Annotated in this window: 12 protein-coding genes; 9 read left to right on the forward strand and 3 right to left on the reverse strand. The window is 54.9% G+C overall.

What is annotated here, in order from left to right; all coding sequences use genetic code 11:
* Positions 1 to 31 precede the first annotated feature (31 nt).
* The 3 genes from AB8B76_RS14105 (at position 32) to AB8B76_RS14115 (ending at position 3,130) form a co-directional block, all read left to right on the forward strand.
* Entirely contained in the window at positions 32 to 562 is a 531-nt protein-coding gene (locus tag AB8B76_RS14105; protein WP_405273441.1) for a YeeE/YedE thiosulfate transporter family protein, read from the forward strand.
* Positions 563 to 673: 111 nt separating this feature from the next.
* Positions 674 to 2,488, forward strand: coding sequence for a cation:proton antiporter (locus AB8B76_RS14110; protein WP_405273428.1), 1,815 nt, complete (start codon positions 674 to 676; stop codon positions 2,486 to 2,488).
* Between the two features lie 90 nt (positions 2,489 to 2,578).
* Positions 2,579 to 3,130, forward strand: a complete 552-nt coding sequence (locus tag AB8B76_RS14115) for an HNH endonuclease (RefSeq protein WP_405273430.1) — start codon at positions 2,579 to 2,581, stop codon at positions 3,128 to 3,130.
* Between the two features lie 10 nt (positions 3,131 to 3,140).
* Here AB8B76_RS14115 and gcvT read toward each other — a convergent pair whose 3' ends face one another.
* Entirely contained in the window at positions 3,141 to 4,253 is a 1,113-nt protein-coding gene (gcvT, locus tag AB8B76_RS14120; protein ID WP_405273431.1) for a glycine cleavage system aminomethyltransferase GcvT, read from the reverse strand.
* A 105-nt stretch (positions 4,254 to 4,358) separates the two neighbouring features.
* Between gcvT and AB8B76_RS14125 the strand changes: the two genes are divergently transcribed.
* Positions 4,359 to 4,877 carry a shikimate kinase gene (locus AB8B76_RS14125; protein ID WP_405273432.1) on the forward strand — a complete coding sequence of 173 codons (519 nt, stop codon included), beginning with the start codon at positions 4,359 to 4,361 and terminating at the stop codon, positions 4,875 to 4,877.
* 428 nt (positions 4,878 to 5,305) lie between these two features.
* The gene (locus tag AB8B76_RS14130) at positions 5,306 to 5,524 is read left to right on the forward strand and encodes a PA3496 family putative envelope integrity protein (RefSeq protein ID WP_405273433.1); all 219 of its coding nucleotides are present in this window, start codon (positions 5,306 to 5,308) and stop codon (positions 5,522 to 5,524) included.
* A gap of 86 nt (positions 5,525 to 5,610) precedes the next feature.
* On the opposite strand, the gene AB8B76_RS14135 is transcribed toward AB8B76_RS14130, so the two are convergent.
* Positions 5,611 to 6,459, reverse strand: a complete 849-nt coding sequence (locus AB8B76_RS14135; protein WP_405273434.1) for a hypothetical protein — start codon at positions 6,457 to 6,459, stop codon at positions 5,611 to 5,613.
* A 4-nt stretch (positions 6,460 to 6,463) separates the two neighbouring features.
* Positions 6,464 to 7,810 (reverse strand): glutamine synthetase family protein, encoded by a 1,347-nt coding sequence (locus tag AB8B76_RS14140; RefSeq protein ID WP_405273435.1) that lies wholly within the window; start codon positions 7,808 to 7,810, stop codon positions 6,464 to 6,466.
* Between the two features lie 166 nt (positions 7,811 to 7,976).
* Here AB8B76_RS14140 and AB8B76_RS14145 point away from each other — a divergent pair, with 166 nt between their 5' ends.
* The 4 genes from AB8B76_RS14145 to AB8B76_RS14160 form a co-directional block, all read left to right on the forward strand.
* Positions 7,977 to 9,257 (forward strand): NAD(P)/FAD-dependent oxidoreductase, encoded by a 1,281-nt coding sequence (locus AB8B76_RS14145; RefSeq protein WP_405273437.1) that lies wholly within the window; start codon positions 7,977 to 7,979, stop codon positions 9,255 to 9,257.
* Positions 9,254 to 10,285 (forward strand): EF-P beta-lysylation protein EpmB, encoded by a 1,032-nt coding sequence (gene epmB / locus AB8B76_RS14150; RefSeq protein WP_405273438.1) that lies wholly within the window; start codon positions 9,254 to 9,256, stop codon positions 10,283 to 10,285. Before AB8B76_RS14145 ends, epmB begins: the two co-directional genes overlap by 4 nt.
* A 122-nt stretch (positions 10,286 to 10,407) precedes the next feature.
* The gene (locus AB8B76_RS14155; RefSeq protein ID WP_405273439.1) at positions 10,408 to 11,262 is read left to right on the forward strand and encodes an outer membrane beta-barrel protein; all 855 of its coding nucleotides are present in this window, start codon (positions 10,408 to 10,410) and stop codon (positions 11,260 to 11,262) included.
* A 26-nt stretch (positions 11,263 to 11,288) separates the two neighbouring features.
* Positions 11,289 to 12,818, forward strand: a 1,530-nt coding sequence (locus AB8B76_RS14160) for a tetratricopeptide repeat protein (RefSeq protein ID WP_405273440.1), incomplete at its 3' end; no start/stop codon positions are given.

Raw genomic sequence — 12,818 nt, forward strand, 5'->3', positions numbered from 1 at the left:
TGGCCAAATTTCTGTATCGCGGGAGAGCGTGATGAGCACTTTAATCATCGGATTTCTGATCGGCTGCGCCTTCGGCGCAATTTTGTACATGGGCGGTGCAACGAGTTATCGCCGCATTTTGGGAACATTGCTGCTCAAAGACATGTGGATCATCAAGCTCATGATGACCGCCATCGGTGTTGGCTCACTGGGAATATATCTTCTTGATATGGGCGGCCTTGCCAACATGTCGGTTAAACCCGCTTACCTGTGGGGTATAGCCGCGGGAGGCGCTATCTTCGGTATTGGCTGGGCCGTCGCAGGATATTGCCCCGGCACCTGCGTGGTGGGCAGTGCAGAGGGCAAAAAGGACGCTATCTTCACTTTGCTAGGCGCGCTCGCTGGCGCTTTCCTGTTTTCTCTGGCTTTCCCCTATCTGGAATCCACGCTGATCCAACCTGCTAACTTTGGCGCCGTTACGCTGGAATCGCTGCTAGGAGTCAACGGTATCTATATTGCCCTACCCTTTAGTATCGCCCTGCTCTTCCTCGCCTTTTTTGTCCTGAAAGACCGCTACGACTAAGATATCAATAGCGCTGGGTTGTCTCGTCAATCCGGCGCTTTGCTTTGCTTTCCATCTCATGGTGATCACAGTAGGCTGATGCGCTGTTGCAACAGCGAGCTTTAGTCCCTTATGGATCAATCTGTTCTTTACACCATGGCTGCGGTGCTGGTTCTCGGCGTAGGCGCTCAATGGTTAGCCTGGCGGCTGAAGCTGCCGTCGATTCTGCCGCTGCTGGCACTGGGCATTCTCGCAGGACCCGCCACAGGCATTCTTGATCCCGACGAAATGTTCGGGCCAATCCTGTTTCCCATGGTTTCTCTGGGTGTTGCGCTGGTTCTCTTTGAAGGCGGCATGACACTGCGCTTTAGAGATATTCGAGGGCACGGTGCGGTGGTCACCAATCTGGTGAGCTGGGGCGCGGTTCTCAACTGGTTGTTGATTGCCGCGGGAGCACACTATCTGGCGGGGCTCTCGGGTGACATCGCCATGTTGTTTGCGGCTCTTATGATCGTCACGGGACCCACAGTCATTAATCCGCTGCTGCGCACGATGCGCGCAGAAAACAGTGTCAGTCAGGTGTTGCGCTGGGAAGGCATCATGATTGACCCCGTGGGTGCACTCATCGCGGTACTGGTGTTTCAATACCTGCTCACGGGTCAAAACTCGCTCTTGCTCTTCGCAGAAAGTGTCGCCACGGGCACCATCTTGGGATTGGCCGGCGCAGCGACTCTGGGCATCGTGCTGAAGCGCCACTGGGTACCGGAATACCTTCTCAATGTATTAACGCTTGCGTGGGTCGTAATGATTTTTGCGGTCAGCGATGCCTTTGTCCACGAATCAGGTCTGCTCGCCGTCACCATTATGGGCGTCTGGTTGGGCAACATGCGCAACGTGTCGGTGAATGAGATTCTCAGTTTCAAGGAGAGTCTCTCAGTACTGATCATTTCTATGCTCTTTGTAGTTCTGGGTGCGCGCGTAGACCCCGCAGAGATCTTCGCCACGGGCTGGCAGGGCGTTATCATTTTGTTGGTGATTCTGGCTGCACGGCCCTTAGTCGTATGGTTATCGACCATACGCAGTGGTTATCGCTGGCAACAGAAGGCTTTGATTGCATGGGTCGCTCCCCGCGGTATCGTCGCAGCAGCGGTGTCATCACTCTTTGCAATTCGTCTGGAAGACTCCGGACATGAGGGCGCCTCCACATTGGTTGCCCTTACATTCCTGGTGATTCTTGCGACCGTAATTCTGCAGAGCTTTACCGCGCGACGAATTACCGCTGCTCTGGGACTCGCAGAAGCCGAACCCCATGGGATGCTATTTGTCGGTGCGAACAGCGTTGCCCGGGCTCTGGCAAAAGCACTTCAAGAACAGGGTTACCGGGTGAAACTTGCCGATACTTCCTATGAAGAAATTCGCGCCGCGCGTATGGCGGGACTAGAGGTCTACTATGGAGATCCTGTTTCGTCTCATGCCGACCAATATCTGGAACTCTCGGGCATTGGCCGTCTGTTCGCGGTGAGTCGTCGCTCCCGATGGAACACCCTCGCCTGTATGAAGTTTCGCAGCGAGTTTGGCCCCCAACGTGTCTTCAGTCTTCGCAACAGCGAAGATCGCAAAGACACAGAACGCTCGCGTATTGCCGATGAATACGCCCCACCCCGACTGTTTTCTGCTGATGTGACCTTCGAGAAGCTCGCGAGCCTTCTGGCAGGTGGTGCAGAAATGAAGACCATTCGCCTTGGAGAAGATTTCAGTCTGGAGGACTACAAACGCGAGAGTGGCGCAAAGTTGATACCGCTGTTCACCCTGGCCGAAAAACAAAAGCTCCGGGTTATCGATGATCCTGAGTCCCTTGCTGAGCAATCCGGCACCCAGCGGCTTATCGCGTTGGTTTGGAAAAACCCCGAGAAATCAGCGTCGGAAGATGCCACTGGAAGTGAGTAGCCAGATTCGTCGTTGAAGCAATTTCACTCGGGGATTGTTTGCGCTCTCCGATTGCAGTAGCTTAGAGGAGACCTCAACGAGTAGGAGCGCATGCAAGCGATCCTCAAGCTGGACCTGGCAGGACAACCCCGCGGGTGGCTGTCACTGCATGAAGCAATATCGGCCTATGCCCGAGGCGACGTTGTCTACGGCATTGGGGACGTACTGCCTCCGGTGTTCGGAGGCGTCCAACGACTCTCCGGCCAACGCTCCCGTATCGACCTACAGCCTATCATTGCCCTACAAGGGCGCATCGTTCAGGGCTTTAGTCCACCGCTATGCAATCGCACGCTGTTTCGCAGGGATGATCATCGCTGCTTATATTGCGGAACCCAGTACAGTCGATCTGAGCTCACCAGAGACCACGTTCTGCCTGTGTCTCGCGGCGGGCAAGATCGTTGGGAAAATGTTGTCGCAGCCTGCAAACGCTGTAACTGGCAAAAAGACAATCACACCCCGGAAGAAGCGAGCATGCCGCTACTGGCTATTCCCTTCCGACCGAACACTTACGAGTGGCACTACCTGGCCAAAGATCGAATTCTGGCAGACCAGATGCAGTACCTGTCTCAGCAGTTCAAGGCACCCCGCGACTGGGCGCACTGATCAGCCGGGCTTAGCCTCGGTAGTACCGCTGAGGCACCACCGGTAATTTGCACACCACCACCGGTAAGGCTTTGCCACGCACATCAACACTGAGTTCCGTATCGAGGGCGGTGTAAGCACTGTCCACAAACGCCATGGCAATAGGCGCATCCACCGTTGCAGCGTAGGCGCCGGACGTTACAACACCCACCACATCTCCAGACGCATTAAGCACGTCCTGACCTTCGCGAACCGGGCGTTTTCCCAGCACTCGCATGCCGACTCGAGCGCGCGACGTCCCCTCGCTCAATTCCCGCGCGATACGTTCAGATCCCGGATAACCGCCTGCGCGCGCACCGCCAGGGCGACGCGATTTACTAATAGACCAATTCAACTTGGCTTCGATAGGGGAAATCAACGGAGAAAGTTCATGCCCATAAAGGCACAAGCCAGACTCAAGACGCAGAGAGTCACGAGCCCCCAAGCCAATAGCGGCGACATCGCTATGACCCAGAAGCCTCCGCGCAATTGCATCGGCGTGCTCCCCGGCTACCGATAACTCGTAGCCGTCTTCTCCGGTGTATCCCGAGCAGGTCACATAGAGGGGTATCCCGTCCAACTCACAATGAAGCCCCTGCAGGAACACAAGATCTGCGACTTCGGGTATCAAGCTCCCCAACACCGTTCTGGCCCTAGGCCCCTGCAAAGCGAGCAAGCCCTGACCATCCAACTCCCGCAGAGACTGCCCACTGAGCAGCTGGGACTCAATCCACGCACGATCCTCGGTCTTACAGGAGGCATTTACCACCAAGAAAAACTGTTCCGGTCCCCAACGGGTAATAATCAAATCGTCACGCACACCACCTTCATCATTTGTGAGTAGCGCATAGCTCTGACGATGTTCTCCTAGTGCTTCAAGGTCCACCGGTACCAGCGACTCGAGAGTCGCAGTGATTTCTGGGCCCTCGAGAATGAACTGCCCCATGTGTGACACATCAAACAAACCGGCGAGCCCTCGCGTATGCCGATGCTCAGCAATAATCCCATCGCTGTACTGCACGGGCATGTCGTAGCCGGCAAAAGGTACCATTCGCGCGCCCAGTTCGCGGTGTAGTGCATCCAAGGGAGTGTGATTCAGACTCATTCCAGTTTCCTTAGTCAGACAGGGGCCGAACTTTAGCATGCAGGCATAGAGCATTGAGCCTTTGCCAGAAGTCAGGATAATGCAGGTCGGCAAAAAGGAAGGATCATGAGCAATATCCGCACGCAATTTCAAACCATCAGCTTGATTGGCATGCCCGGCGTCGGAAAAAGCACCGTTGGTGTGATTCTGGCAAAGCTAATCGGATTGGAGTTTACCGATACCGACTTGTCCATTCAGGCACGCGAGGGTCGGACCCTGCAGCAAATCATCGACAGCGACGGACACCTGCGGCTCCGAGAGATCGAAGAGCAGGTGCTGGTCAGCGAGCCCGTCGAAGGCCGGGTCCTGGCAACGGGCGGCAGCGTTATTTACAGCGAAGCGATCATGGAGCGACTGGGCGCTGCGGGGCCCGTGGTTTATCTCCGTGCTGATGTCGCCACGCTGGTTCAGCGTGTCTCCGCTAACCCTGATCGTGGGATTGCCAGTGGTGCAGATCAAACCTTCGAAGACATTTACAACGAGCGCACCCCCCTCTATGAGCGATTCGCGACACACAATGTGGATGCGGTTGGTGGCAGTGCTGACGCTGTGGCTTCGCTTATTGTGCAGGAGCTCTACTCCTAAGCACCTGCTGTGCACCGCGCTGTACGCGAACACGTTCGCGATACGCAAGCTGTCGCGTACGAGACCCTGAGCAAATAGCCCCCACGCTTAATACAGGCATCCAAAACCGCAGTTTTTGGCGCAAATCGACAAAGTTCGGCTCAATAACCACTGGCATAGGCTTTGCAATAAACCTTCTGCGCCCTCACGGGGACGCAAGACGAGGCTCCCGGACACGCGACTTGCAGGCTCAGCACAGGGATGTGCAGCGTGATTTCATGGATGAAAACCGGGATCGCCCGTCAACTGTTACGCCAAGTTTTCCATCAAAAGAGCGATTAATGATCGTAATTTTTCATGTAAATCAGGCATCTAAACTGATTGACTCACTACGAAAGCTGCCGGATATTGGGAAACGTTGATGGCCCGTAATCATCAGGAGGTGGTTTGTGGGAGATCGCAATCAGGAATCCGTCGCTGACGGTATGGACGAAATGTTCGAGCCTGTGATCGGAGAGTTTTCGGAAGAGGCCTATGAAGGTCTGAGTACGGAATCCTCGGACAAGCACCAACTGGCGGAAAAACGCCGGCGTGCAGAGCAGAGAATCGAGGAGCTACGGCTTCGCGAAGAGCTCGGCGATTACGACCTGGAGTTCGACGACTACTGAGCCCGCGCCCAGCGCAGTGTTTGGTAATCGTTACCCCGCTCCGCGGTATTCACGCGCGGCAGAGATTGCTATCGCACAAAATTCGATCAGACCTTTGGGTCGGAGGCCTGAGATTCCTGCGTTTCGCGCTGCCAATCGAAGACATTCAGCTCGATAAAGATAAACGCGAATAGCCACATACTCGCGTCATAGAAATCGAGAAACTTGCCTGCTATTCCCCAGTAAACCGCGGCAATAAACAAAGTGGTGTAGACGCAGTACTTGAGATAACGGGTGCCGTCTACAACGGCATCCGTCAGGCTGCCTCTCAACTGCAGCCGCACTTCGATCTCAAGCACCACAACGACCAATATCCATGCCGCTGAATTGATCACGTCTGTCCAGGCCAGAAGCCGACTGGCATGCAAGGTTTCAGCATCAGCCACGATGTTGAAATCGCTGATGCGTAAGGCGGCATCCGCCACCACCGAGCAGTTCTGGGCACTTAAGGGTTCATACTCGTCCAGAGTGAGAAGCAGCGACCAATCGTTGGTAAGCTGCGTACATCCGCTCCACGCGTCCATCGGCGTAACCTTGTATAGCGTAATCAGTTCCGCGCAATAGCCAGTAAAAGCCCAAACGATGGCAGCACCACAAAGGAGACGAATACCGTGCAGCGCAAACTTTACCGAGCCGCGAATTTTCTCGTCATCAAGCACCGAAGTTTCCAGCTCAAACAGCAATAGCAACACCACCCAAGCCGCGGTATCCAGAGTCGCCGCAAACACTTGTACAAACTGGCTGAGAGACATGGCGCCGGTAAAGGTGTGCTCGAGGGAGCTGGTTTCTTCCTGCAAAAACAGGAACACATTCCCCAAAAGAAGCAGATAGGTCAGGTACTTAACCGCAGTAAAGATGCGCCCGCGGAGGCTGGGCCCAAAGACAACCGTGCTCATGTCGTCATACCTGCAGCAGCAAGTGCTCACGCTCCCAGGAACTAATCACCCGATTAAACTCCTCGAACTCATCAAGCTTCACGGCGGCGTAGGCGCGCAGAAACAGATCGCCAAACAGATCGCAAAGGGCAGGCGTGCTGCCAAGGTTGCGCAGGCCCTCTTCCAGGGTCCGCGCCACTTCGACGCTGTCTTCATTGGCCGTGCCCATATGCGGTGCCGTTGGTGTGAGCTGCTCTTGCATACCCACCAGGCCACTTGCCAAGGACGCAGCAATGGCCAGGTAGGGATTAGCATCCGCACCGGGAAAACGGTTCTCAACGCGAGTCGCCGCAAGCTCGCTCTGGGGTACGCGGAACGCGCAGGTTCGATTATCCAGGCCCCAGTTGAGATTGATGGGCGCCGATATCTCCGGCGCCAGACGACGATAGGAATTCACGTTGGGGGCGTAAAGACTGATTAGCTCCGGTGTGAATTTCTGCAGCCCAGCGATGTAACTCATGAAGGCTGCTGAGTGCTCACCATTTGCATCAACAAAGATGTTGTTACCTTCCGCGTCCAAAAGACTTTGATGGATATGCATGGCGCTGCCGGGTTCCCCCTTCATTGGCTTCGCCATAAAGGTCGCGTACATATCGTATTTGTGCGCAGTCTCGCGAACCGTGCGTTTAAATACGAAGACCTGATCAGCAAGAGACAGCGGGTCACCGTGACGGAAGTTAATTTCCATCTGCGCGGCACCGTTTTCGTGAATTAGCGTGTCGACATCGAGAGACTGAGCATCTGCATAGTCATACATATCCTCCACAAACTCTTCGAACTCAGCGACCGCATCAATGCTGTAGGAGAGTCGCGCGGTTTCCCGGCGGCCACTGCGCCCCACAGGCGGCACAAGCTCGTTGTCCGCATCTTCGTTGCGCGCCACGAGATAGAACTCCATTTCCGGAGCTATCACTGGCTGTATACCGGCTTCCTCGTAAGCATTTAAGACTTTGCGGAGTACCGACCGCGACGCCAGAGGATGTAACTCGCCAGCTTGGGTGTAGCAATCATGAATGATTTGCGCGGTGGGTTCTCGAGCCCAGGGCACAAGCCGCATGGTGGACTCGTCAGGGCGTAGCAACATATCGGTATCGGTGGGCTCGACGAAGTCCCAGTGTTCATCGCTGTACTCGCCGGTAACCGTCTGTACCAAAATACTTTCCGGCAGCCGCGGATCACCGTGAGAGATAAACTGATGCGCAGGAATGAACTTGCCCCGTGCGTTCCCTGTCATGTCGGGCACCAGGCATTCGATCTCGGATATCTGCTGCTGCTTCAGCCAGTCAGTGATGGTCTTGTGATTCGCCGTCATGCGATGCTTCCTACGATTTCAAAAGAGTATCGCAGTAGCACCGTAGACCTCGCAATACCCACAAATGGCTAGCATTGATCGGTTTTGAGCTTAGAGTCGCGGGGGTTTGGACGCTGCGCTACTATGCTTCGACATAAAGGTTTTTTTTGAGTTCCACACAAACACAATGAGTCAATCGCACGTCAACTCCTGGTATGCCGCTACCGCCAACTTCGCAGCCAATTTTTCTGCGCTGACAGGCAGTGAGCGCAGTGACGTTTGCGTTGTTGGCGGCGGATACACAGGACTGTCAGCAGCTATACATCTACGCAAGCGGGGCTATAGCGTCACGCTTCTCGAGGCCAACCGCTTGGCTTGGGGGGCGTCCGGGCGAAACGGCGGTCACGTGGGTACCGGTCAACGAGCAGATCAGGAAGCTCTCGAAAAGCTGGTAGGTCAACATCAGGCTAGAGCTCTCTGGGACCTCGGTCTCGAAGGTGTTGCAACCGTATGTGAACTCATCGACGAGTTTGCGATCCAGTGCGAGCTTAAACAGGGAAACCTCCATACCGCATGCACCAAAAAGGCCGCAAAGGAATTTCAGGAGGAAGTTGATCACCTGCGAACAGCCTATGACTACGAGCATGTTCGTTATGTTGCGGCTGATGAGTTGGGAGCTATGACCTCGGCTCAAGGCTTTCATGGCGCCATATTGGATACCGCCTCCCGCCATCTTCATCCCCTCAATTACTGCCTCGGTTTAGCCCGCGCTGCCCAGGAACTTGGCGTGGTGATGCACGAAGACAGCAGAGTTTCTCACTATGAGGAAAACACAGGCGTGACGGTGCATACAGATGGAGGGCAAGTCGACTGTGAACACCTGCTCCTTGCTTGTAATGGATATCTTGGAAAGCTGGAGCCCCGTGTCGCGGGCCAGATAATGCCCATCAACAACTACGTCGTGGCTACGGAGCCTTTGGGCGAGGAAACCGCACGTCGGTTGATCCGAGACGACACCTCGATGTCAGACTCACGCTTTGTGATCAACTATTGGAAGCTGTCCGCTGACAACAGACTGCTTTTTGGCGGAGGCGAGTCCTACACTTCGCGCTTTCCCAGTGACATAGCGAACTTTGTGCGTCCCTACATGCTGAGTATCTACCCCGAGCTCGCCGACACTCGAATCGACTATGGCTGGGGAGGCACGCTGGCCATTACTCTCAATCGTATGCCAGCGCTGGGCTACGTGTCGCCGCGTATCTTGTACGCCCACGGCTACTCCGGACATGGCGTACCCATCGCAACATTAGCCGGCAAGCTCGTGGCTGAAGCAATAGCTGGCACCGCCGAACGCTTCGATGTGATGGCGAACGTGCCCACGCCAAAATTTCCCGGCGGCACTCTACTGCGGTGGCCAGGCTTGGTAGCAGGTATGCTCTTCTACAGCTTGCGGGATCGCTTGGGATGACAGCCAGCACAGCTCTTCTTCAAATACACAACAGCCAAACCTGGAAAGAGCAGTTGCAAGATGCGATACGAACCCCGTCGGCGCTCGCCGCAGCCGTGGGCCTGACGCTCGAGGAACTGTCCTACTCCAAAGACGCCGACGAATCCTTTTCGCTTCTGGTTCCGCGAGCGTTTGCCGAACGAATGGAAAAGGGCAACACCAATGACCCGCTGCTTCGTCAGGTGCTCGCGGCGGGCGAGGAAACACTAAACATCGAAGGATTTAGTGATGACCCCGTAGCAGAGACAAGTCTCTACGCTGACACTCCGGGCGTCATACGCAAATATCATGGGCGCGCGCTTCTGATCGCTACGGGACAATGCGCCGTGAACTGTCGCTACTGTTTTCGACGCGCTTACCCCTACACTGACAATGCACAGTCGAGCAAAGAGCGCCTAGCCGCTATCGACCAATTATTAGAGGATCCGGACATAGGTGAGCTGATCCTGAGCGGGGGTGACCCACTCTTGCTCACCGACGCCAACCTCGCTGCGATCGCCGAGCGGCTCCGTCAAAGTAATCGGAAAATCACTCTGCGCATTCATACGCGACTGCCCATCGTAATTCCCGATCGCGTTACCGATCAGCTTATCGATGCATTAAGTCCCAAAGAACAGCCGGTGGTGATGGTCGTTCACAGCAACCATCCCGCAGAAATTGATCACTCTACGACACAAGCTCTCCGTCGTTTACGCAGCGAAGGGGTAACGATGCTCAATCAATCCGTGATCCTGCGCGGAGTTAACGATAGCGCCGAGGTACTAGGTCAGCTAAGCGATCGCCTTTTCGCCTCGGGGACCATGCCCTACTACATTCATATGCTGGATCGTGTGTCAGGGAGTGCGCACTTCGAAGTTGGTGAGCCACAAGCACGCCAGATTCTGGGGCAACTTGCCGCCACGCGGCCCGGTTACCTGGTCCCGAAGTTAGCTGTTGAAGTGCCCGGGGCGAGTAGCAAGCGCGAAATCGCACCAGATTACTTTGGCTAAGCTGGATTCCGAAACAGGGTAGCGCACGCCTATTGAATCTGAACATCCTCCCTGGCAGGCGTATACTACAACCTGATAAGAACCACGCTTAAGCGTGCACCTGTGTTTGGAGTTTTTTAGCGATGCTATTTAGAACCGCCTCTCTTTGTCTGGGCATGTCAGCGCTTTTTCTGGGCATGACGGCACTTCTGAGTGGTGTCGTGCATGCCAACGACGATGAGAGTGCTAAATCCCACTTTTTCGACGATACACACAAGATCTCCGTTGGCGCGACACGTCAGTCAACGAGCCTGACCATTGGCGTCACCACCGAGAATTTTGACCCGACCCCCATCTCCCTCGATGACCTCGGTATTGATAACAGCGACAACTCATACTTCGTTGATTATCGGTACCGATTCAAGCCCCGATGGTCCTTATTTGCCGGGGCGTACTCGTTTTCCGGTACCGGGCAACGGTTGAGCACGAGAGATTTCAACTTTGATGGTCAAGAGTTCACCGCAAATACCCAGATCGCGGCCTCCTTGGATATCGATACCTACATGGTGGATGTTTTGTATGCGGTACACCGCAGTGACAACCTAGAGATTCTCTTGGGTGGGGGCCTCCATGCTCTGGACTTCGGTGTGGGCATTTCTGGCCGCATTGAAATTGACGGTGAAGCCGTCGAAGCAGCAGCGGCAGGCGAGACACTGCTTGCGCCTGTGCCCAACCTTCGGGGGTCCGCAAGCTGGGCTGTTAATGATCGTGTGTTCTTCAGCTTAGTTGGTGGCTGGTTATCCGCAACCGTGGACGAGTACAACGGCGATTTCACCTATGCCCATCTCCGTGGTTACTATCGTTTTGGCGAGCAGATTGGAGTTTCCGTCGGGTATCAGATCACAGACATCGACATTACCCGTAAGGGCGCGCTGAGCACCACCTCAATCAACGCGCAGCTTGATGGCCCAACCGTAACGCTCACTTACAGTTTCTGAGTCCGTCGTTTTAGGCAGCAAAATCCATGGCAAGACAATTGACCAGCACCGAGGCCATGGGCCTGGCGGCGCAACACGAAAAGACAGGCAATATTGATGAAGCCAAGCGCCTGTACGCACAAGTCCTGAGCGTAGAGCCGGGTAACAAAAAAGCGAAGAAGGCACTCAAAGCGCTCAAAGGCAATAGCAAAGCCCCGCTAAGTGCGGCTGACTTTGAACGAGTGGCGCGATTGGTAAATGCCGGCAAACTCGACGCGGCTCGCGCAGACATCAATAAACTTTGCCGACAGCATCCCGAGCAACCAGCACTCCATAATCTTCGAGGCGTAGTACTGAGCAGACTCTCTGAGCCAGAACATGCTGTAGAGGCCTATAAAGCCGCGCTGACTTTGGAACCCACATTTTCAGAAGCGCTTAACAATCTAGCTACCGCCTTCACAGACTTAAAGCAGTACAAGGAGGCGCTCGGGTGCTACCAACAGCTGGTGAACAGCGGTACCGCCGATGCGGAGGTTTACGCAAATCTGGCAAGGGCGTTGCGAGGTGCAGGGCAGCAAGAAAATGCCTTGGAAGCGCTGAGGCGCGCTCTGAAACTCAACCCTTTGTACACAGATGCCTTCAACGATATTGGTAACCTTCTCAACGACCTGGGGAAGCACGAAGATGCGGTGAAAGCCTATGAAAGTGCTTTGAACCTTGAGCCGCGCCACCAAAAAGCATTGCTGAATCTGGCTCAAACCCACAGTGCCATGAACCAGCCTCTATCCGCGCTTGAGCTTTATGAAGAGTCACTCCAGGGTGCACCGGAAGATGAACGGGCCATTCGCGGAGTGGCAAATACCTTGCTGGCTCTGGGTCGTGATGATGAAGCCGTGCAGCATCTGGAGCATTTATTGAAGCTGCTGCCAGGCGACAAATCCACCCAACACTTAATCGCCGCTGCCACCGGCAAACAGTTAACCCGTGGCGACGCTGCTTACGCCCGCGCGGTGTTTGAAGGCTATGCCGCAAACTTCGAGAAGCACCTCACCGAGTCACTCGAGTATTCCGTACCCGATAAGATTCCCACCTTGCTAGAAGCGCTTGATAGCGAGGATGCCTGGTACAAGAACGCCCTTGACCTTGGCTGCGGGACCGGACTCGTCGGTCTGCAAATACGCAGCTACTGTGAGCAACTCACTGGTGTCGACGTTGCCCCAGCCATGCTGGAGAAGGCGGCAGAGAAGGCCGTCTATGATGAGTTACTCCTGGGCGACGTAAGCACAATATTGCGTGATTCAGACGAAAGCTATGACTTGATACTTTGCGCGGATGTACTGATTTACATTGGAGCACTCGAAGAAGTATTCGCGGAAGTTGCCAAGCACTCTAATCCTGGTGTCCGCTTTGTTTTGAGTACCGAAAAGCACGAAGGGAGCGATCTCAAACTCGAGCGCTCCGGACGCTTTGCCCACTCAAGTGACTATGTGGTTCGTTGCGCCAACAATGTAGGGATGAAACTGGTGCATCAGGAAGCCATCCCTCTGCGGAAGGAACGCGGAGAATGGCTACCTGGC

This window comes from Congregibacter sp. (assembly GCF_045107095.1).
Taxonomy (GTDB): domain Bacteria; phylum Pseudomonadota; class Gammaproteobacteria; order Pseudomonadales; family Halieaceae; genus Congregibacter.

Excerpts from the sequence above, each read along its gene's own strand:
- AB8B76_RS14105 (WP_405273441.1), top strand. The coding sequence starts at position 32 with ATGAGCACTTTAATCATCGGATTTCTGATCGGCTGCGCCTTCGGCGCA.
- AB8B76_RS14110 (WP_405273428.1), top strand. The coding sequence starts at position 674 with ATGGATCAATCTGTTCTTTACACCATGGCTGCGGTGCTGGTTCTCGGC.
- AB8B76_RS14115 (WP_405273430.1), top strand. The coding sequence starts at position 2,579 with ATGCAAGCGATCCTCAAGCTGGACCTGGCAGGACAACCCCGCGGGTGG.
- gcvT (WP_405273431.1), bottom strand. The coding sequence starts at position 4,253 with ATGAGTCTGAATCACACTCCCTTGGATGCACTACACCGCGAACTGGGC.
- AB8B76_RS14125 (WP_405273432.1), top strand. The coding sequence starts at position 4,359 with ATGAGCAATATCCGCACGCAATTTCAAACCATCAGCTTGATTGGCATG.
- AB8B76_RS14135 (WP_405273434.1), bottom strand. The coding sequence starts at position 6,459 with ATGAGCACGGTTGTCTTTGGGCCCAGCCTCCGCGGGCGCATCTTTACT.
- AB8B76_RS14140 (WP_405273435.1), bottom strand. The coding sequence starts at position 7,810 with ATGACGGCGAATCACAAGACCATCACTGACTGGCTGAAGCAGCAGCAG.
- AB8B76_RS14145 (WP_405273437.1), top strand. The coding sequence starts at position 7,977 with ATGAGTCAATCGCACGTCAACTCCTGGTATGCCGCTACCGCCAACTTC.
- epmB (WP_405273438.1), top strand. The coding sequence starts at position 9,254 with ATGACAGCCAGCACAGCTCTTCTTCAAATACACAACAGCCAAACCTGG.
- AB8B76_RS14155 (WP_405273439.1), top strand. The coding sequence starts at position 10,408 with ATGCTATTTAGAACCGCCTCTCTTTGTCTGGGCATGTCAGCGCTTTTT.